The 18,370-nt window shown below is 50.1% G+C and carries 20 protein-coding genes and 1 pseudogene; 9 read left to right on the top strand and 12 right to left on the bottom strand.

What is annotated here, in order from left to right:
• Window positions 1-36 precede the first annotated feature (36 nt).
• Window positions 37-921 (top strand): alpha/beta fold hydrolase, encoded by an 885-nt coding sequence (locus tag ABIC15_RS07585; protein ID WP_354020311.1) that lies wholly within the window; start codon window positions 37-39, stop codon window positions 919-921.
• A gap of 6 nt (window positions 922-927) precedes the next feature.
• Window positions 928-1,479 carry a hypothetical protein gene (locus tag ABIC15_RS07580; RefSeq protein WP_354020310.1) on the top strand — a complete coding sequence of 184 codons (552 nt, stop codon included), beginning with the start codon at window positions 928-930 and terminating at the stop codon, window positions 1,477-1,479.
• A 62-nt stretch (window positions 1,480-1,541) separates the two neighbouring features.
• Here the strand turns inward: ABIC15_RS07580 and ABIC15_RS07575 are convergent, their stop codons facing one another.
• The 4 genes and pseudogenes from ABIC15_RS07575 to ABIC15_RS07560 form a co-directional block, all read right to left on the bottom strand.
• Complete coding sequence (locus tag ABIC15_RS07575) at window positions 1,542-1,922, bottom strand: P-loop NTPase family protein (protein ID WP_354020309.1); 381 nt, start codon at window positions 1,920-1,922, stop codon at window positions 1,542-1,544.
• A gap of 89 nt (window positions 1,923-2,011) precedes the next feature.
• Window positions 2,012-3,184, bottom strand: coding sequence for an IS200/IS605 family element RNA-guided endonuclease TnpB (tnpB, locus tag ABIC15_RS07570; protein ID WP_354020308.1), 1,173 nt, complete (start codon window positions 3,182-3,184; stop codon window positions 2,012-2,014).
• Between the two features lie 104 nt (window positions 3,185-3,288).
• Window positions 3,289-3,393: pseudogene (locus ABIC15_RS07565) on the bottom strand (EutP/PduV family microcompartment system protein); the annotation flags it as partial.
• Window positions 3,390-4,460 carry a DUF871 domain-containing protein gene (locus ABIC15_RS07560; RefSeq protein WP_354020307.1) on the bottom strand — a complete coding sequence of 357 codons (1,071 nt, stop codon included), beginning with the start codon at window positions 4,458-4,460 and terminating at the stop codon, window positions 3,390-3,392. The pseudogene ABIC15_RS07565 and the gene ABIC15_RS07560, both read right to left, overlap by 4 nt.
• 127 nt (window positions 4,461-4,587) lie before the next feature.
• Here ABIC15_RS07560 and ABIC15_RS07555 point away from each other — a divergent pair, with 127 nt between their 5' ends.
• On the top strand, window positions 4,588-5,076 hold the full coding sequence (locus tag ABIC15_RS07555) for a DUF4825 domain-containing protein (RefSeq protein WP_354020306.1): 489 nt from the start codon (window positions 4,588-4,590) through the stop codon (window positions 5,074-5,076).
• A gap of 84 nt (window positions 5,077-5,160) precedes the next feature.
• On the opposite strand, the gene ABIC15_RS07550 is transcribed toward ABIC15_RS07555, so the two are convergent.
• The 3 genes from ABIC15_RS07550 to ABIC15_RS07540 form a co-directional block, all read right to left on the bottom strand.
• Window positions 5,161-6,534: a PTS transporter subunit EIIC gene (locus ABIC15_RS07550; RefSeq protein ID WP_214848637.1), complete on the bottom strand. Its 1,374-nt coding sequence runs from the start codon at window positions 6,532-6,534 to the stop codon at window positions 5,161-5,163.
• 11 nt (window positions 6,535-6,545) lie between these two features.
• On the bottom strand, window positions 6,546-7,439 hold the full coding sequence (gene murQ / locus ABIC15_RS07545) for an N-acetylmuramic acid 6-phosphate etherase (protein ID WP_354020305.1): 894 nt from the start codon (window positions 7,437-7,439) through the stop codon (window positions 6,546-6,548).
• 179 nt (window positions 7,440-7,618) lie between these two features.
• A complete protein-coding gene (locus ABIC15_RS07540; RefSeq protein WP_354020304.1) occupies window positions 7,619-9,520 on the bottom strand; it encodes a glycoside hydrolase family 3 protein in 1,902 nt (633 codons plus the stop codon).
• A gap of 213 nt (window positions 9,521-9,733) precedes the next feature.
• On the opposite strand from ABIC15_RS07540, the gene ABIC15_RS07535 reads away from it, so the two are divergent.
• Both ABIC15_RS07535 and ABIC15_RS07530 read left to right on the top strand, forming a co-directional pair.
• Complete coding sequence (locus ABIC15_RS07535) at window positions 9,734-10,246, top strand: hypothetical protein (protein WP_114595996.1); 513 nt, start codon at window positions 9,734-9,736, stop codon at window positions 10,244-10,246.
• Window positions 10,247-10,391: 145 nt separating this feature from the next.
• Window positions 10,392-11,261, top strand: coding sequence for an AraC family transcriptional regulator (locus ABIC15_RS07530; protein WP_354020303.1), 870 nt, complete (start codon window positions 10,392-10,394; stop codon window positions 11,259-11,261).
• A 197-nt stretch (window positions 11,262-11,458) separates the two neighbouring features.
• Here the strand turns inward: ABIC15_RS07530 and ABIC15_RS07525 are convergent, their stop codons facing one another.
• Together ABIC15_RS07525 and ABIC15_RS07520 are read right to left on the bottom strand one after the other, a co-directional pair.
• Entirely contained in the window at window positions 11,459-11,581 is a 123-nt protein-coding gene (locus ABIC15_RS07525; protein ID WP_354020302.1) for a hypothetical protein, read from the bottom strand.
• A gap of 70 nt (window positions 11,582-11,651) precedes the next feature.
• Window positions 11,652-12,575, bottom strand: coding sequence for a LysR family transcriptional regulator (locus ABIC15_RS07520; RefSeq protein ID WP_354020301.1), 924 nt, complete (start codon window positions 12,573-12,575; stop codon window positions 11,652-11,654).
• A gap of 131 nt (window positions 12,576-12,706) precedes the next feature.
• Here ABIC15_RS07520 and ABIC15_RS07515 point away from each other — a divergent pair, with 131 nt between their 5' ends.
• The gene (locus ABIC15_RS07515) at window positions 12,707-13,282 is read left to right on the top strand and encodes a LysE family transporter (protein ID WP_354020300.1); all 576 of its coding nucleotides are present in this window, start codon (window positions 12,707-12,709) and stop codon (window positions 13,280-13,282) included.
• 113 nt (window positions 13,283-13,395) lie between these two features.
• Here the strand turns inward: ABIC15_RS07515 and ABIC15_RS07510 are convergent, their stop codons facing one another.
• Together ABIC15_RS07510 and ABIC15_RS07505 are read right to left on the bottom strand one after the other, a co-directional pair.
• Window positions 13,396-14,130: an acetoacetate decarboxylase gene (locus ABIC15_RS07510; RefSeq protein ID WP_354020299.1), complete on the bottom strand. Its 735-nt coding sequence runs from the start codon at window positions 14,128-14,130 to the stop codon at window positions 13,396-13,398.
• A gap of 13 nt (window positions 14,131-14,143) precedes the next feature.
• Window positions 14,144-15,166 (bottom strand): ketopantoate reductase family protein, encoded by a 1,023-nt coding sequence (locus ABIC15_RS07505; protein WP_354020298.1) that lies wholly within the window; start codon window positions 15,164-15,166, stop codon window positions 14,144-14,146.
• A gap of 100 nt (window positions 15,167-15,266) precedes the next feature.
• Between ABIC15_RS07505 and ABIC15_RS07500 the strand changes: the two genes are divergently transcribed.
• A complete protein-coding gene (locus tag ABIC15_RS07500) occupies window positions 15,267-16,142 on the top strand; it encodes a LysR family transcriptional regulator (RefSeq protein WP_214764957.1) in 876 nt (291 codons plus the stop codon).
• Between the two features lie 69 nt (window positions 16,143-16,211).
• On the opposite strand, the gene ABIC15_RS07495 is transcribed toward ABIC15_RS07500, so the two are convergent.
• The gene (locus ABIC15_RS07495; protein ID WP_012370213.1) at window positions 16,212-16,541 is read right to left on the bottom strand and encodes a winged helix-turn-helix transcriptional regulator; all 330 of its coding nucleotides are present in this window, start codon (window positions 16,539-16,541) and stop codon (window positions 16,212-16,214) included.
• Window positions 16,542-16,876: 335 nt separating this feature from the next.
• Between ABIC15_RS07495 and ABIC15_RS07490 the strand changes: the two genes are divergently transcribed.
• Together ABIC15_RS07490 and ABIC15_RS07485 are read left to right on the top strand one after the other, a co-directional pair.
• A complete protein-coding gene (locus ABIC15_RS07490) occupies window positions 16,877-18,079 on the top strand; it encodes an MFS transporter (RefSeq protein WP_354020297.1) in 1,203 nt (400 codons plus the stop codon).
• A gap of 2 nt (window positions 18,080-18,081) precedes the next feature.
• Window positions 18,082-18,360: a winged helix-turn-helix transcriptional regulator gene (locus ABIC15_RS07485; RefSeq protein ID WP_131504007.1), complete on the top strand. Its 279-nt coding sequence runs from the start codon at window positions 18,082-18,084 to the stop codon at window positions 18,358-18,360.
• The last annotated feature ends 10 nt before the right edge of the window (window positions 18,361-18,370 follow it).

Here is an 18,370-nt window from a genome sequence, read left to right as displayed (position 1 = left end):
GTAAGTAAATACCTATTATGAAACGGAGGCAGACAGATGAAACGATATATCATTGCATGCGGCGGCATTTCGACACAGATTACAGAGTGGGGTGAACCGGACCGGCCGGTCATTTTCTGCCTGCATGGCCTCGGCGGAACAAGCCTCAGCTTCATCGAACTGGCGGACGCCTTACAAGATACGTACCGGATCGTTTCGATTGATGCGCCGGGTCACGGAAAAACCGAGCCGTTCCCGGACGAACGCGACTATCAATTCGCCCGCTTTTCCGATTGGCTGAATCAGCTGTTTGACCAGATCGGTATCCAGGATTTTTATTTTCTGTCCCACTCTTGGGGCAGCTTCATCGCCCTCTTTTATCAGAAGGAACAGCCGGACCGGGTTCTCGGCTCGATTTTAATTGACGGCGGATATCAGAGCAAACGATTACGCGGTACCCCACTCGAGCAGGAATCCGCGTTTTACGACACCGATTTCGAAGAGTCTGTTGCGACGTGGGAAGAGTTCCGCGACGTTGCCGTCTATGGACCCAACATGCGCCGATCGCCACTGCTTGATTTGGCCGGTAAGGATTTTGTCCGGATGCAGGACGGCCGGTACTACTGGCATGCCCGCGCGAAGACGGCCCGTGCCATTTTGACGGCGATGTATCAAGATGAGATTCTCGATTTCCTCGATGACGTTCCGGGTGGCAACCTCGTGTTGCTCCGCGCGACGTTACCCGTTTCCGATGAACCGTTCCGTCAAGAAGCAATCGCCCTGTGGCAGGAGAAAACCGGTGGAACCTTCATCTCCGTTCCTTCGACATCCCACATCGCGCACTGGGATGACCCGGCATTTGTACTGCAGGTGATTCAGGAACACTGGACCAGAACGCTTGCCGTTGACGAAAACAGCAGATTTAATTACGTAAAGGATTGAACTCATTTGAAAAAAACACCTTGGTTTTGGCTGATCAGTTGTTTCTTGACGATCGGCGCCGCTGTTTGGTTTAATCCCAACACCATTTCGGTCGATACAGCATCTCAAAAACTGCCGAAGCCGCGTTATTCGTCCATCGGCGATTATCCGGCCGCTCTAAACGGCGATCAGTTTAAGCGGACACCGCTGCATATTCATGTAAAAGACGACCAGACCATCGATTTGCAGATGAAACTGAAACTATCGAAGGCATTGTTGGAAAGATTTAAACAGACGGCACATCCGCCGACGTTCAGCTTTGCCGCCAATGTAAATCAGGATGTTCTCAGTCCGTATGTGAAACGCAAACAGCCCGCACACGTGACGGTCGATTTTACTTCTATTTCAAACAGGACGATAGTCATTAAGCAACGGTTGTTTTTAAAGTCAGCATTGACGCCCCATCAGGAAAAACAGTTTCTTGATGCCGGAAACTATCAATTTTTGTTTTTAAATGAACAGGACGCCGCTGCCGGCATTGTGTTTGATTTGAATCTGTCGGCCTGGGACTCCAAATGATCGGCACTATTAAAAAACGACTCCCGGACGTCCGGGAGTCGTTTGCTTTGTCTATTTTTCGATCAGACGATCTTTTCGATGAACCGCCGGACTTCTTTCCGTGACTTTAACACGACAATCGTCTTTGTTGCTGCTACTTGTGCGAGTCTTGCTTGAATGCCCGGCCGCTGTTCATCCGGATAACGCCACACCCATTTCAAAAAAGCAACATCGATTTTTTCCGGACACCCGGACGCCATATCCGGTCGTGCCTGATGCCGGTACCGGATTGACCGTTTCAGAATCCGGTAGACACAGGTCGTTCGCGGCAGATCAAGAAAGATGATCGTATCCGCTGCGTTCAACCGAATATCCATCGTCCCGCCATAATTCCCGTCGATGATCCAGTCGTCCTGGCTAATCAAGTCCGTTTGGATCTTTTGTTGTTCTGCGCGTGGTACCACCTGCCAGTCCGCCCGCCACATTGAACTACCTACGCTTCGCTTAGAGGTGAAGGATTCCTGAGTGATCCGACCTGACGGTCGAAAATTGATCAGGCTAACCCCGTCGTCCCGACGGTTGAAGAAGCTAAGATACGCTCGGCTTCTTGTTTGAGATTTAGTCCTGCGTTCACATCACGGTCGTGGTGAATCCCGCAATTCGGACATGTCCATTCTCGCAAGCCTAGATGTTTCACGTCTTGGTGTTGATGACCGCAACTCGAGCACAGTTGACTCGATGCGAAGGTCTTTCCGACCTTCACGACGGTTTTCCCATACCAGTCCGCCTTGTATTCGAGCATGCGGAAGAACTCCGACCAGCTGACGTCAGAGATAGCCTTGCTCCACTTGCGGTTCTTCTGCATGTTCTTCACTTGCAAGGTTTCGATGCCGATGACGTCGTGGTTTTTGACGATCTCGGTCGATACCTTGTGCAGGAAGTCAGTGCGCTTGTTGGCGATCTTCTCGTGGATACGCGCAACCTTCCGCTTCTGCTTCTGGTAGTTCCTCGACTCGGAAAGCTTCACTTTCTTGGCCAGGGCGATTCGTTGACGGCGGGAGAGCTTACGCTGTTCACGTGCCAGTTTCTTCTCAAGCGAACGGAAGTAACGGTCGTTCTTGTACATCGTGCCGTCCGACAGGATGGCGAAGTTCTTGAGTCCGACGTCGACACCTACGGATGAACCGGTCTTCGGCAGCTCGTTAATCTCCTGCTCGACGAGCAGGGAGACGAAGTATTTTCCTGAAGCGTTTCGCCGGATGGTTGCGTTCAAGATACGGCCTGTGACCTTTTTCGAATAGGCGAAACGAACCCATTTCAGCTTCGGAAGTTTTAACTTGTTCCCGATGATAGAGGCTTCGGGAAGTTGAGATTTCCCTTGAATATTGGTCTTATACGATTGGACGGGGTTCCGCTTCGACTTGAATCGAGGGCGTTCGTTCTGCTTCTTGAAGAAGCGGTCAAACGCATCGGCAAGATGCTTCACGCTCGTTTGAACAGAAGTGCTATCAACTTCCTTCAACCAGTCGAACTCCTGCTTCAACAAAGGAAGTTCTTTGGAACAAGAACCGTAGGACAGTCCTTTTCCAGTAGTCTTGTACGTTTCCTCCCACTTCGCCAGGAAGTGGTTGAAGACGAAGCGCGAACATCCGATCGTCTTCGCAATCAGGATTTTCTGCTCTTTCGTGGGGTAGATTCTGAATGTGTAGGCCTTGTGCTTCAACACCATGTTTCACCTCCTTCAAAGGGAATATACCCGAAAAGTAGGCTGGCGATTCATCTCCCACTTTCACTTCGTTTAGAAGTGGAAGTGTTCTCGCCTAATTTTGATAAACTGTCCAAATGATGGACACGGATGCCGAGCCGTTGACCGAGTTGTCTCGCAAGCGTCGATTTACCCGATCCGCCGGAGCCGATCAGCATAATCTTTTTCATTCCGTGTCCCCCTTTGTTTTCACCCACTCCACCCGAAACCGTCCGCCGGGACCGATCTGTTGCAACAACGGTCGATCGGCTTCAATAACGCGTCCGATGACATTGACCCGTTCGTCTGCCGCAAGATCCCGTTTTGTGATCTGCAGCTCCCCCGCATACCGGCCGTAGCGCAGATTATCGATCGTAATCGATCCAACAGGTCGGTCGGCTAGAGTTGTAGGTTCGAGAAGTCCATCGCCCGGTCGGCCGTAGGCACGTGACTCGACCGAACGGATGACATCGCGTGCCGGATCCATCCGGTTTGTCTGGATGGTTTCTAACATCGGATCTTCGCCTTGTCCCGTTGCCCGGAGAACAATAATTCCCTCCTGATAGGCGGCAAACTGACGCATCGAGCTTTCCGACAAGCCCGGGTCCCCAACGAGAATCCGGTCGACGGATGCTACAAGCTCCAGATAACAGGCAAACGGTGATTGTCCGCGGTGATCCTCGAGCGTCGGTAACGTTTCGTAAAGCGGACCACGCAGTTGCCCGTCACCCGGGATGAAGGCCTGAACACGGATTCCCTGTTCATGGAGCCAACGGTTTTTGTCATCGAACCAGTTCCGGCCGAGCCCGGTTTCCGGTCGCGGGTAAAAGTTATGCCAAGCTTCGACGTGCTCAAGTACCAGCCCCTCTGCTTTCATCGCGTCGAGTTCTTCCGCTGTTACTGTACTGGCGTTCAAGGCGATCATCATCTGTTTTGACAAATTCGCGACCTGTTTCGGCGTCACTCCGTAATCAATCCGTAGTCCGGTCACGCCCCACCCGGTTAACGTTCCAGCATCCTCCCATGTCTTGCCGAGCGCAGCAAGCGACGTCGGGGCGATATCCGCGACAAGCTCCATTTCGAGGTCTCGCGCCAATTCGCCTAAAGTTCGCAGCCGCTCTGTATAGAGCGCCGGATCATCTTCCGGGATATGTAACGACGTAAAGATCGAGTTAAAGCCGAGTGACCGCATCTGTCCGATGTTCGCTTTCACCTCATCCGTCAGTGCTTCACTCAAATAAACGGCCAGTCCTTTCATCTGAATCACTCCTTTTTGATTAGTTAACACGAAAAAAATGACACTAATGTTTAAAATTCACATTTTTTAGGAGATTCCACCTGAACTATGATACCATGAATGTGTATTACATAAGGGGGAAAATAAAATGAAACGTATCTTCATCCCGTTCCTGTCCGTCGCATGTCTCGTGCTGGTATGGAACGTCTATAGCCAGCATGCTGATTCGAAAACGGATTTGTTCCACTATAAGCATTCAGTGGTCGGCAACAACAGTGCCGTCACGAATATCGTCAAGGAATTGGCCCACCACCAGGAATTACGGCAGATTGCCCTGCAAACGAAGCAAACACCATACGGCATTCATTTGACTTACAAGGACATCGAGACAGAAAACATCGAACAGGAAGTCAAAGAAACGGTTCTGTTCAATGCCACGTATCTGTTTGTCCTCGTCGATAATGTCGACCGGATCACCTTTACGTTCCCGGACTACACGTATACCGTCACACGGGATCAACTCGACCAGTGGTACGGTCAAACTCTCCGTACCATCACACAGGAACAGGACGTCAAACAGTTGCTTCAACACCAGTTGAAGTCGGAAACGAACATCAATCAGGTTTTGACTGACTGATGCCGGCAACGCGTCAAAAAAAGATGGAACATCACGATGACGTGATCTTCCATCTTTTTGTTGTGTGCGGTTCTTGTGCCGACGTTAAATTCCGTCTGCCATTTCTTCCTTGAATCCAAACCAGAAGGTAAACAGGAATCCGAAGACGTACGAGATGACAAGCCCGCCGATATACGTCAGGTACATCCCGTTATCAATCAACGGTGTCAACGACAGACCGGACACGCCGACGCCAAGCGCTGCTGTCTTCATCGTCGCCTGGAAGGCCCCGCCGACTGCCGCTCCCATACAGGCTGTCAGGAAGGGACGACCGAGCGGTAACGTGACCCCGTACAACAACGGTTCGCCGATTCCGAGGAAACCGACCGGAATCGCACCCTTGATGATGTTGCGCAATCGTTGATTGCGTGTCTTGACAAAAATCGCCAGTGCGGCACCGACTTGTCCGGCTCCCGCCATCGCAAGGATCGGCAAGAGGGCCGTATTGCCGACGGTGTTGAGCAGTTCGAGATGAATCGGTGTCAAACCGTGATGCAGTCCGACCATGACGAGCGGCAGGAAGAATCCGGCGAGGACGGCACCGGCGAGTGGTCCGCCGACTTCGAGAATCACGTTGATTGCTTTCATGATCCCGTCAGACAGGACACCGGCGACCGGCATGATGGCATAAAGTGCTGTAAATCCGACGATCAGGACCGTCAAGAGTGGGGTAAAGATGATATCAATCGAGACCGGCATGAACCGGCGGATGTGTTTTTCGAGATATGTCATCAACCAGGCGGCAAAGATGACCCCAAACAAGCCACCCCGCCCGACGACAAGCGGTTCGCCGTAGATAATTATATCAACAAGCAACGGATTAAATAAAATCCCTCCGGCAATCGCGCCAAGGACCGGCGTGCCGCCGAATTCCTTCGCCGTATTCCATCCGACGAGAATCGCTAAGTAGGCAAAGACGGTGCTGCCAATCAGTAATAAAATCTGCATCCACGTTTCCGTCGCATCAACCCCGGCGTTTTTCGCAAAGTTCGCTGCTCCGTTGATGATTCCTGACGCGACCAGTCCCGGAATGAGCGGGATGAAGATATTTCCTAAGCGGCGTAAAAAGCGTTTGAACGGTGACTTCTGTTTATCCTTCACTTTTTGCCGTTCGATGGCGGCCCGTTCCTCAAACGTCAGGTTCTCATCGACCGACTCTTCCCCGATGGCAAGCCCCGTTTTCCGGCTCAAATGATCCGCGACCCGGTTGACCGTCCCCGGTCCGACGACGATTTGCAGTGTCTCGTCATCGATGACACCCATGACGCCGTCCAGTTGTTTGAGTGCCTGGATATCCGCTTTTGTCGGATCTTTCAGCGCCAACCGGACGCGTGTCATACAGTGGGCCAGCTGGCGGAGATTATCTTTTCCGCCGACGTGTTCGAGTATCCCTTCCGCCAACACTTCTTCCTTCTTCATCTGAATCCCCCTTAGAGCGCGTCACGGACGAATCCGTGCGCACGTTGTAATCGTTCGACTGCCTCAGGATACGAAACGTCCGCTAAAATCATGACGATCGCCGTCTTAACGTGACCATTCGCTGATGTGAAATAACGCGCGGCCGTCTCAAGATCGACCCCTGTCGCTTCCACGATCATCCGTTTGGCCCGGACTTCAAGCTTTTCATTCGTCGATTGGACATCGACCATCAGGTTTTGATAGACTTTCCCGACGCCGATCATCGCTGCCGTCGAAATCATGTTCAGGACGAGCTTTTGTGCCGTTCCGGCTTTGAGCCGGGTCGAACCGGTCAAGACTTCCGGACCGGTCTCGACTTCCATCCGGAGATCGGCGTGCTGGCTGATGATGGCTTCTTTGTTGCAGGACAATGCCGCCGTCGCTGCGCCGATTTTACGGGCGTAATCGAGACCGCCGATGACGTAAGGGGTCCGGCCGCTCGCCGCGATGCCGATGACAGTATCGTTTGCGTTTACTTTGAGCGCCTGTAAATCTTCGACGGCCAGCGTTTTACTGTCTTCCGCCCCTTCAACGGCCTTGATGAGCGCCCGTTCGCCTCCGGCAATCAAACCGACGACCATCTTTGGCGAGACACCAAACGTCGGCACACATTCTGCCGCGTCGAGCACACCGAGGCGACCGCTCGTGCCGGCTCCGATGTAAATCAGCCGTCCGCCCGCTTGAAATGATTGAATGACTTGTGCGACGACCTGTTTGATGACCGGGATTTCCTGTCGAATCACACCGGCAACCGACTGATCCTCCTCGTTCATCACCGTCAAGATCTCCTCGACCGTCATATCGTCAAGCTCCATCGTTCGCTGATTCCGGCGTTCTGTCGCCAATTTCTCTAACATGATTTTCATCCTCTCTCCACAGCTCCTTTTTATCCTGAGCACAACGAAACATTAATTCATAAATAAATTTATTAAATAGAAATAAAATTGCAAAAGAAGTCAATAGGGAAAGCCCAACCGCGTCGATTGGACTCCCTCAAACGAGCCTGTTACTTATTCCAATTGCGGAATCCGTCCCCGAACTCCCGTTACAAATCGGTTTGGAACGTACCGTCCTTAAACTTTGGCACATCGACCGGTAATTTCCCTTGTGGTACGAATTCACCAAAAATGGCGCGGATTCCTGCCGGTAAATTCGGTCCGGCTGATTTTGTGTTTCCCGCTTCCGAATCCGGTCCGTTCGGATCCCCTTTGAAGCCGTAAACGAGCAGTTGGGCATCAGCGTCCGGTTGTACGGCGACATCATACGGATTCCGCAGACTGAGCAGGACGGATTTCTTTCCTGTTCGGTTAGCCTGACGGAAGACTTCCGCCGGCACATAATGATCCGCGGAAGATGCTCCGAGCTTCGCACTGTTGTTGACGTTCGAGCCAACAATCAGATAATCGGTTTGATTGATTTTCTCCTGAAGTGCCGGATTTTGATTGAGATGCGGTGTCGAGACTCCGTAATTTTCCGTCAGCACGTTCACCCGCTTCAGGTTCCCGGCATTTTTCTCAAGCGACCGGATCGTCTTGACCATACTGTCCGTCTGATCTTTTGTCGGTGACAGGACGAGGACGGTCTGCCCTTTTTTCGGCTTGAAAGGTAATGTCTTGCGATCATTTCTGACGAGCGTGACTGCCGCTTCCGTCATCTGCCGCTCAAGCGCCTTATGTTCGGGACTGCCGACGACAGCCTTCGCCTCGACCAGTTGTTCCTCAAGCGTCACCGGATCAATTGTTTCCTTCCAGATGCCGCGTGTCGCTTTGAGCGTCAGAATCCGCTCGACGGAACGATCGATGTCCGCTTCTTTTAAGTCACCGCTTTCGACGGCTTCGATCACGTCGTCAAAAATCGACTCCATTTTCGTCACGTCGTTCGCAGATCTTAAAATCGTCGGCATCAACGCGATATCGACACCGGCTTTAAAAGTCTTGATGACGGCTTCCGACTCCGTAAAGTTGTCGGCAATCGCCTGCATGTTCAACGCATCAGTGACAACAAGTCCCTGATAGCCGAGCTCTTCCCGTAAGACACCGGTAATGACGTCATCCGACAACGTCGCCGGTAGCGGGAACGTTCCTTGTTTTGACTCGACGACCTCATCCTCAATCTGCGGCATCCCGATGTGTCCCGTCATGACCATGTCGATTCCTTCGTCAATTGCCCGTTTAAACGGAATCAGTTCCAGCTGTTTCAGTTCAGCCAGCGATTTGTCGACGACCGGTAAGCCGTAATGCGAGTCGACTGCCGTATCCCCGTGTCCCGGGAAGTGTTTCGCCGTCGCAGCGACTCCTTGCTGCTGAATGCCTTGCGTCATGGCCGAGCCCAGTTCCCCAACCAGGTTCGGATCACTTGAGAACGAGCGGACCCCGATGACGGGATTACCCGGATTGTTGTTGACGTCCAGGACCGGACCAAAGTTGACGTTGATGCCGAGTGCATGCAGTTCGGAGCCGATAATTCCCCCTGCCGCTTCTGCATAAGCCGGACTACGGGTCGCCCCGAGTGCCATGTTGCCTGGTAAATTGGTCCCCGTACCGAGTCGTGTGACGATGCCGCCTTCCTGGTCAATCGTCACGAACAACGGGATATCGTTGCTCGGATCCTGCTCGACGACTTTCTGCAAATCATGGACCAGTTTCGTCGTCTGTTCCGTCTCGCTGACATTTTCTGCAAACAGGATGACACCACCTAAATCAAACCGGTCGATGATTCGTCCGACTTCCGGTGCCAGTTGCGTATGATTAACCCCGTTCCATAACCGGAAATCCGGCATGATCATTTGACCAACCTTTTGTTCAAGCGTCATCTGTTCCAGTTGTGCGTCAACCCGTTGTGTAACGGATGGTGTCGTTTCGGCCGCGACCGGTTGCATCGGCAGTGACGCGGCAAGTAGCGCCGTCGTCAATCCGAGTGTCGCCGTCCAGTTGAGTTTCTGTCCCATATGCTCAGCTCCCCTTTTGTTTTGACCCCTGCATGATTGCTACTTCCCCGTGTTCCCCGTTAGTATAACAAGCCCGACATTCAGAAACAATGTTTTATTTGAAAGCGTAAACATTTTGAAATAAAATTTCTTTATTGTTTTTATTTATTTTGTGTGATGATGACTCCTGTATAATGAATAGAACATCATTCCCTGCAAGGAGACACCTATCCCATGAAAAAATTCCGTGGCAAACGCCGCTACTTTCGACAACTTCAGGCCGAACAACACATCTCGGCCCATGCCTTAGATTTCAGTTCTGACAGCTGGTTTGATTTTTGGCATGTCCACCTTGATTTTTATGGACGTGGAAATGATCATCTCAAAATTCGAAAAGCACATGTCCGGGCACTGTTTCAGCTGATGAATGAGCTCGATGCCGCACTCAAGGAGTGGGGACAACCGTATCAACTTTGGATTGAACTGTCCCGGCTAGATGCAGGATTGGACGCCGTCTACATTCATACACACAATCCAAACGACGATAATTTTCCGTTTACCAATCCAACTTTAACGGAACCGACCGAAAGATTGCCGGACTATCTGCAAACCATCGATGGATTGGAGCATTATCAGATCCGTTCATATGAACAGCGAAACTATGATGAGTTTGACGATGTGCCGGTAGAAACCGCTGATCAGATCCTCGTTATTGAACGACGAGATCACCACTTATATCCGCTTTAATTCACTGGTCTCATATATCTTGATAATGAATGAATTCTTTTCTTTACTGTTCGATTCAATCACCATCCGACATCATCCGTCCAAAAATCGTCAAGTTCGTTTATTTTGAATCCTCTACACTGATATCAAGAAAGGAGGAATGACGGTGTTAAAAGAACTGAACCAACTCATGGACCATATTGAACGCCATCTGACCGAAGAACTTTCAGGAACGGACATTGTCCGAATTACTGGAGTTTCCGAATATCATTTCAGACGAATGTTTTCGTATATGTCCGGCATGACACTAAACGAATATATCAGAAACAGACGTCTTTCGCAGGCGAATATCAATCTCGTCAATCAGCATTCGGTTACCGAAGTCGCTTACGAATACGGCTATCAATCGATTGAAGGATTCTCACGTGCCTTTCGTGAGTGGTCTGGTTTCTTACCTTCAGAAGTCATTAAAAATAAAATTCAAAAATCTTTTCCCCGTTTTACTTTTTATATTGATATTAAAGGAGGAGTTTCCATGGAGTTTAAAATTGAGCGAAAAAGTCAGTTTCATGTCGTCGGCGTCTCCAAACGTGTTCCGATTCAATTCGAGGGCGTCAATCACTCCATTGTGGAGTTAGCTCAATCGATTACGCCACAGCAACGCCAAGAAATGCACCAATTAGCCGATCTATATCCGGAAACCGCCTTGAATGTCTCGTTTGATTTTGATGAAGGTTATCTAGAGGAACAAGGAAGTTTGACTCATATGATTGGTTTTGCGACGAGTATCCAAAATCCTTACGGAGATTTAGAGCAAATTACGATTGAGGACAGTCTATGGGCCGTTTTTCCAAACACCGGACCGTTTCCACAAACGCTTCAAGAGACGATGGCAAAAACCTATGCAGAGTGGCTACCCACTTCAGGCTATGAACTCGTCGATTTACCAAGTATCTCATTCACGAATCACGAAGACGATTCTCTGAACGTCTATAGCGAAGTGTGGGTCCCGGTCAAGGAAAAGACAACGTCTTAATTCATCTTGTAGATAATGAGAAATCTGGGGTTTTCTAGACGTACTCAATTCGTTATTCCAAAAAACACCCGACGCCATCGGTACAGTTGGCGTCGGGTGTTTGATTGTATGACGTTCTTCACCTCTTTATCCCATACGCTTAGAGATCACTCGCATCTTTCAGAAATGTGATTTTTGTATTTATTTGAATACGCTATTTACTGCTGAATCCCTTTCGCCTGATTATACAAATCAATCGCCTCTATCATCCGGTCCTGCATCTCGATGCAATCCAAGACGACGAGTCCCCCGCTGTTTCGACATGATGGAGTCCACTGCACGACTCCCTTTTTATAGCGACACCTAAAAAAAGCTTAGATGACCAAGCTTTTTCCCTTCATCCAAATGCCCTTATTCTTTGAACGAGTTCGCCTCGACATCAGCCGTCCAATCAACTTGTTTCGGAATCGCATCGATGACCGCTTCCATAAACGCATGGGCGATGGGTGAGACCCATTTCTTTTTCTTGATCAGGATATGCGAATAAATTGGTTCGAACGCCTCGTCTTGCTTGATGATTTTCAGACTGCCGTTCTCCAGTTCCTCTTGGACCGTGATATACGGTAACACGGCGAATCCAAGACCGCTCATGACCATTTTCTTGATGGCACCGATACTCCATAACTCCATCGTCTGAAAAGAAAGCAGATTTTGTTTGGTCAGGTGTTGCTCAAACATCGTCCGGTAACTGCATCCTTGTTCATTGGTGATATACACATGGTCCGATTGCTTTTTTTGGATGTCCTTAAAATGTTCAGGTGCGTCCGGGGCACCGACCATCACGATTTTTTCTTCGGTCAAAACATGATGGAGACATTTTTCGACTGCCATGGCAGGAAACAGCATCATGGCCACGTCGACCCGTCCATTCAAAAGTTCCTCCTGGTTTTCGCCGCACGTCCCGTTCGTCAAAATCAGTTTGACATCGGGATGGTGTTGCGAAAATCGTTTGATGACGGGACCGAGGCGGGAGATCGTCAAGGATTCCGGAGCGGCTACGCGCAACGTTCCGCACAATCCGTCCGTTTTTTGCATGTTTTTAATCTTGTCATGAGTCGCAAGCAGGTCTTCCGCTAACGGAATCAGCTCTTTTCCTAAAGCGGTCAGCTGTAATTTCCGATTGAAGTACGTGAACACTTCGCCCCCGACACTTTGTTCCAGAGTTTGCATATGGGAGGTAATCGTCGACTGCGTGTACCCCAGCTCAGCAGCTGCTGCCGTGTAACTGCCGGTCTCAATGATTTTCAAAAATGTGGCAAGATGCCTGATTTCCATTCAATTAAACACTCCTTTCGTTCATCCATCGAAATAAATGATGGTTCCATTTTTTATTTCAATTTTATTAATCTATAGGTTCATCATACAATAATGAAAAATAGAGCGATAGCGATCAAAGGAGAATTTTCATGAACGTAGCAGCATTTTTGTCATATGTCATCATCACTTCCATCACCCCCGGTCCGAGCAACCTGCTCATGATGAACGAAGCACGTCATTTCGGATTCGTCGGCGCGTGGAAATTCAACGGCGGCATTCTGACCGGTTTCGCCTTTCTCGGACTGCTGAGTGCCGGGTTCACAGCAGGTTTGGATCAATTGTTGCCGATGCTGGAACCGTATTTGCAGCTGGCGGGTGTAGCGTACTTACTGTATCTTGCGTGGAAAATCGGTTTTCCGAAACCGACCAGCGGTAAAACGATTGATGTGCAGGCAACGTTTTTATCCGGTTTTGTTTTTCAGATGATCAACGTCAAAAGCATCTTATTTTTTCTGACGGTCCTGTCGACCTTCATTCTGCCGCACAGCGGTTCGGCTGTGCAAACGATGGAGTATCTGGGGTATACGATTCTGTTGGGATGGGCGGCTCTTTTATTATGGTCGGCTTTCGGCTCCCTGTTCAGCCGCTTCTTCACGCGGTATGACCGCCTTTTCCGATTCACGATGTCTGCCTTACTGGTTTACTCGGCTGTGACGATATTTTAATTAATACACACAGCTGACCCGGATGTAATTTTTCACAAAAAAGACCGCATCACCTGGATGCGGCCTTTTATTTTATCGCGATTCAGGAAGATACGGCTTCCCGTTTCGTTATTTTACTTCATATAATCAAAAATCTTCTTCGGACCGCCAAGCCGTAAGTCGGCGATGATGTGCTGGGCATCGATGATTTTTCCGACCGGGAAATCGGCCAGCGGTGCCATGACATGCTGGAACAATTCCAAACGGGCCGGTCCACGGTAGGCTTCCTTCACCTGAATATCCGTGATTTGACTGCGCGTTAATTCAGAGATCATCAGCTCCCCTTCATAGCCGCGGTGTTGTTTCAGCATGAATTGCGGTGTCCCGATGATCGCTTTCGCCTCTTCTTCCTTGACCGGATAGTATTTGTAGCCCATCGTCGCCTGGGCGACACGAAGCGAATGATAATCGAGGGTTCCGACTAAAACGTCGTTATCCAAATAGAGCTTGGGCGAACCGTATTTTTTCGGGAACGAGGCAACTTCACGCCCGGAAGCGATGGCCGCCTGGTTATTGACGTACATCGACAGGTAGAACTCCCCGACTTCCCCGTTGTACCGGACCGGGATGACATGACCGCATTCCAGATACGATCCGAGTCCCGTACTGTCCGGCATATTGATGACTTCGAACTTGATCTGGTTGCCGATCAGCTCAAGCGGTTCCGGTACAACGGCCCGCAATTGCTCCAGGTCCGTTTCATAAACGATATTCATGTATTCGCGGTTCCGGAAGAAAATATCGACCGCCGGAAAGACCGGTGCGTTGACCGGTGTCGCGACGATATTCTGGACATCCTCTTTTTTCATCTGCTCATCCCCCTTATTTGACTGCGAGAAGTGCCTTGAACTGCTCGACACTTTGTTCAAAGTCGGTTACTTCCTGTTTGTCCTGTGCATTTCGGACGAGTGCTTGAATCATTGAATTGACCGGAGTCGGAATGCCGTACGTTTCCCCGTACATCGTGACGACACCGTTAATGTAGTCGATTTCCGTCGGCTGACGTTTCCGTAAATCCTGTAACATACTCGCCTCGAGATTCCGCGAGCTGTTCATCAGCTGCGGCAGTTCGACCATCTTTTGGTCGATGTCACTGAGTTCGCTGTAGACCGTCAAGTCCGCTTCCCCCATCCGGGCAAATTCGATACCGTGCGCATGCCCGACATCGAGCACTTCCTTCATCGCGTGAATCGCGGCCCGCAACAGGACCGGATGGTCGAGCACGTCACCATACGTCGCGTTACAGGCGGCAGACAATCCGCTGAAGGCACTGTTGATGATCAGTTTCGACCATTTCGTACCCGGCAGGTTATCGGAAATTTCCGTTCCGCCGATCGTATCGAGAACTTCTTTTAACCGAACGATCCGGTCTGTCGTCGCCCCGTCGAGTTCGCCGATTTGCAACGCATATTTTTTAAAGAACGCGTAGTCTGTTGTCAGGCGGGATTGTCCCGGTCCGACATACGTCGCCCCGAACTCCACGGATCCCGCGATAATCTGTTCGCTCGGAATATGCTGGCGGATGATTTCTTCCGGCACCCCGTTTTGCAAGGAAACGAGGATGTCGTCTTCTTTTAAAATCGCTTTGACCGCCGGTAAGACTTGCGGATTGTAGAGCTGTTTCGTCAGCAACAATACGATATCATACGTTTTCGTAATCTCTTCCGGCAGAAAAGCCGTGACGCGTTGCGTCATATCGGGTCCGACGACGTGTGCCCCGTTCTCGTTTAGTCGCGCGACATGTTCTTTGTTCGTATCAATCAAGTCAACGACAGGATATGTTTCACTCAAATACGCACCCATGATGGTACCGAGTGATCCTGCTCCATAAATTGCGATATTCATTTCCATCACCTCTGCACTCAGCATATACCGGTTTCCACATAAACAAAAATATATAATGATGTATACTACTATAAACGATTACTTATAGGAGGTGTAAGAGGTGGAATTGCTTCATTTACATTATTTCAGAACCGTCGCAGAAGAACTGAATTTTACTCATGCCGCGAAACGTCTGTTCATCAGTCAGCCGGCACTCAGCATGACGATCAAAAAACTCGAACGGGAATTGGATACCGAATTATTTAACCGGAACGGTCGGACGATCACCTTGACGAATCAGGGACGGATCCTGTTGCAGTCCGTCGAAAAAATCGAAAATGAACTCGAACTCGTCAAAGAACGGCTGTCGCATTCGGAACAGGACGTGACGATCAGCCTCGCCAGTTCACACGGCCGCTTCATTCAGATCCTACTGGCGGAATTTTTGGTTAACCCGTCAGCGACGCTGTTCAATACAGAGATTTTGTCGAACCGTGAAATCCTGTCGCAACTTTTGACCGATGAAATCCATTTCTCGATCAGCTTTATGGAAATCAAACATCCCGAAGTCACGAGTGAACCGGTCATCGAAGAAGAGATTGTGCTGACCTATCCCGGTCATTACACGGAGCAGGACGTTATGCGTGTGCTCTATGACAACGAAACGGCAAAATCGTTCCTGTTCCCGTCACATAATAAGGATTACAACAGTTTCATCAAATTAAAGATGACGGAATTCAGTTTATACGCGGATTCGATTCGTTACATTGATGACGTTTCCCTGCAGGTCGCCCTGCGTCAGCAACGGCATTTCAGCTTCGTTCCCGTTTCCGTCTGCCGTGAACTGAAGCTTCCGTTCGTCGCCAAGGATAACCTGACAATCGTCTCAAACATCTATTTATCACGCTTAAGCCGTGGCCTGACCGAAGAACAGCAGACGGTTTATGATGCCATCAAACAGTTCTTCCTCCGCGAAGCCGCTTCCTTCGTTAAATAACGGATCCCAGAAAAAAACGACCGTCCTGACGGCAGGCGGTCGTTTTGCTGTGCAGTATGATAGTTCGCTTTAAGAAGATACAACTTCCTCACCGGTTAAATCGATGTGCCCTTCACCCCAGGCACACATCGCATCTAAAATCGGGCGCAACGACCAACCGTAATCCGATAACGAATAGATGACTTTCGGCGGAACCTGTTCGTAGACCGTCCGGATGATGACACCGTCCTGTTCGAGTTCACGCAGTTGTTGCGTCAACATTTTTTGAGTGATGTTCGGCATCAGCTTTTTCAATTCGCTTGTCCGGCGTTCGCCTTTAATGAGATGACACATGATGACGACTTTCCATTTGCCTCCGATGACTTGTAGCGTCGCTTCGACCGGAATATTGTAGGCCATGCTGATTCTTCCTTTCGTTACGAAGTACGGTGGGACAGGTACTTTTTAGTACCTATCGCACTTGAAAGTGCGTACTTCTCAAGTAGATTTGATGGGTTTATGATAACAACTGTTAACGGAAAGTACAAGCCACCTTCGTCCATTGCTTTAATTGGTGATGGTAGGGTACTTTTTAGTGCCTATCGCACTTAAAAGTACGTACTTCCATAAAAAACAATGCCGCTCTATGATGGGATCACGCAGAAGTGTCCCTGTTTGAAAAACGATCCGGGCCCGGTCGTTCGGAGCATGGTTGCACTATCTCACTTTAGCTCATTTATCCAGGAGGAATTATCATGAATCAATTAAACCCGCGTGCTGAACAGGAACAGGTCCCGCAAAACGGCCGCTTCGCCCTGCTCGCACTTGCTATCAGCGCCTTTGGTATCGGAACAACGGAATTTGTCCCGGTCGGTCTGCTCGCTGCGATCGCCGGTGACTTAAATATCGGCATCACTCTGGCCGGACTGATCATTTCCGGTTACGCAATCGGTGTCGCCGTCGGTGCACCGATCTTGACTGCCCTGACGAACCGGATGAACCGGAAAACATTACTGATGGCGTTGATGGTCGTCTTTATCGCCGGAAATCTCGTATCAGCCATCGCACCCACTTTCGAACTGTTGATCGTCGCCCGGTTCATCACCGCGTTTTCGCACGGTGTCTTCTTCTCGATTGGCGCAACGATCGCCGTTCAGCTCGTACCGGAACATAAAAAAGCCAGTGCCATCGCTTTGATGTTCACCGGTCTGACGGTTGCGACCGTAACCGGCGTCCCGCTCGGCACATTCATCGGTCAATCATTCGGCTGGCGTGCGACATTCTTTGCTGTTGCCGCACTCGGCGTCATCGCCATCATCGCAAGCATTTTCCTGATTCCAAAAGACTTGAAACAATCACCGCCGGCGAAGTTTTCCGATATGTTTAAACTGTTGACGAACGGACGTCTGATGCTCGGTTTCCTGATCACCGCCCTCGGTTACGGCGGAACGTTCGTCGCCTTCACGTACCTGACACCGATCATGCAGGACGTCACCCACATCAGTCCGAGCCTGATCAGTATCATCCTGCTTGTCTACGGCATTGCTGTCGCCATTGGCAACACCGTCGGCGGAAAACTCGCCAACGGAAATCCGATCAAAGCGTTGTTTTACATGTTCATTTTACACGCGATCGTCATGATTGCTCTGTCGTTCATGATTTCGTTTAAAATCGCCGGGATCATCGGCATCATCCTGATGGGACTGCTTGCTTTCATGAATGTCCCAGGTCTGCAGCTGTATATCGTTCAGCTGGCGGAAAAATACGTCCCAGCAGCGGTTGATGTCGCTTCCGCGTTGAACATCTCCGCCTTCAATATCGGGATTGCGCTTGGGGCAACCATCGGTGGACTCGTTGCCGACACGATCGGACTTGTCCACACACCGTGGGTCGGCGGAATCATGGTCATCCTCGCCGTCATCCTGACTGCCGTTTCCCGTCGTCTTGAACGTCTATAATCATGCCGACGGATCTGCGTGCACTCGACTACACTATCCGGATGCTCGGAACGGTGCACGAGATGCACATCATCGCTCAATTATTGCAGGCTCCTTGTTCAATCGACCAGTTGTCGTCAACCGGACCCAAGCATTCACGTAGAGAGTTGACCGTGTGTCTGACCCATCTTACACAACGGGGAGTCATTGAACGACCAGAAGCCGTCTATCAACTGACGCCAACAGGTAAAAGTTTGCAGCCGATTTTTCAAGCCATCGCCGAACAAGCCCAGCATCCGTGAGGACGCTGGG

The sequence above is a fragment of the Exiguobacterium sp. PvP048 genome (assembly GCF_040549175.1).
GTDB classification, from domain to species: Bacteria; Bacillota; Bacilli; order Exiguobacteriales; family Exiguobacteriaceae; genus Exiguobacterium_A; species Exiguobacterium_A artemiae.
Note: the sequence above shows the minus strand (reverse complement) of the source record. Positions and strands in the feature narration are given on the sequence as shown.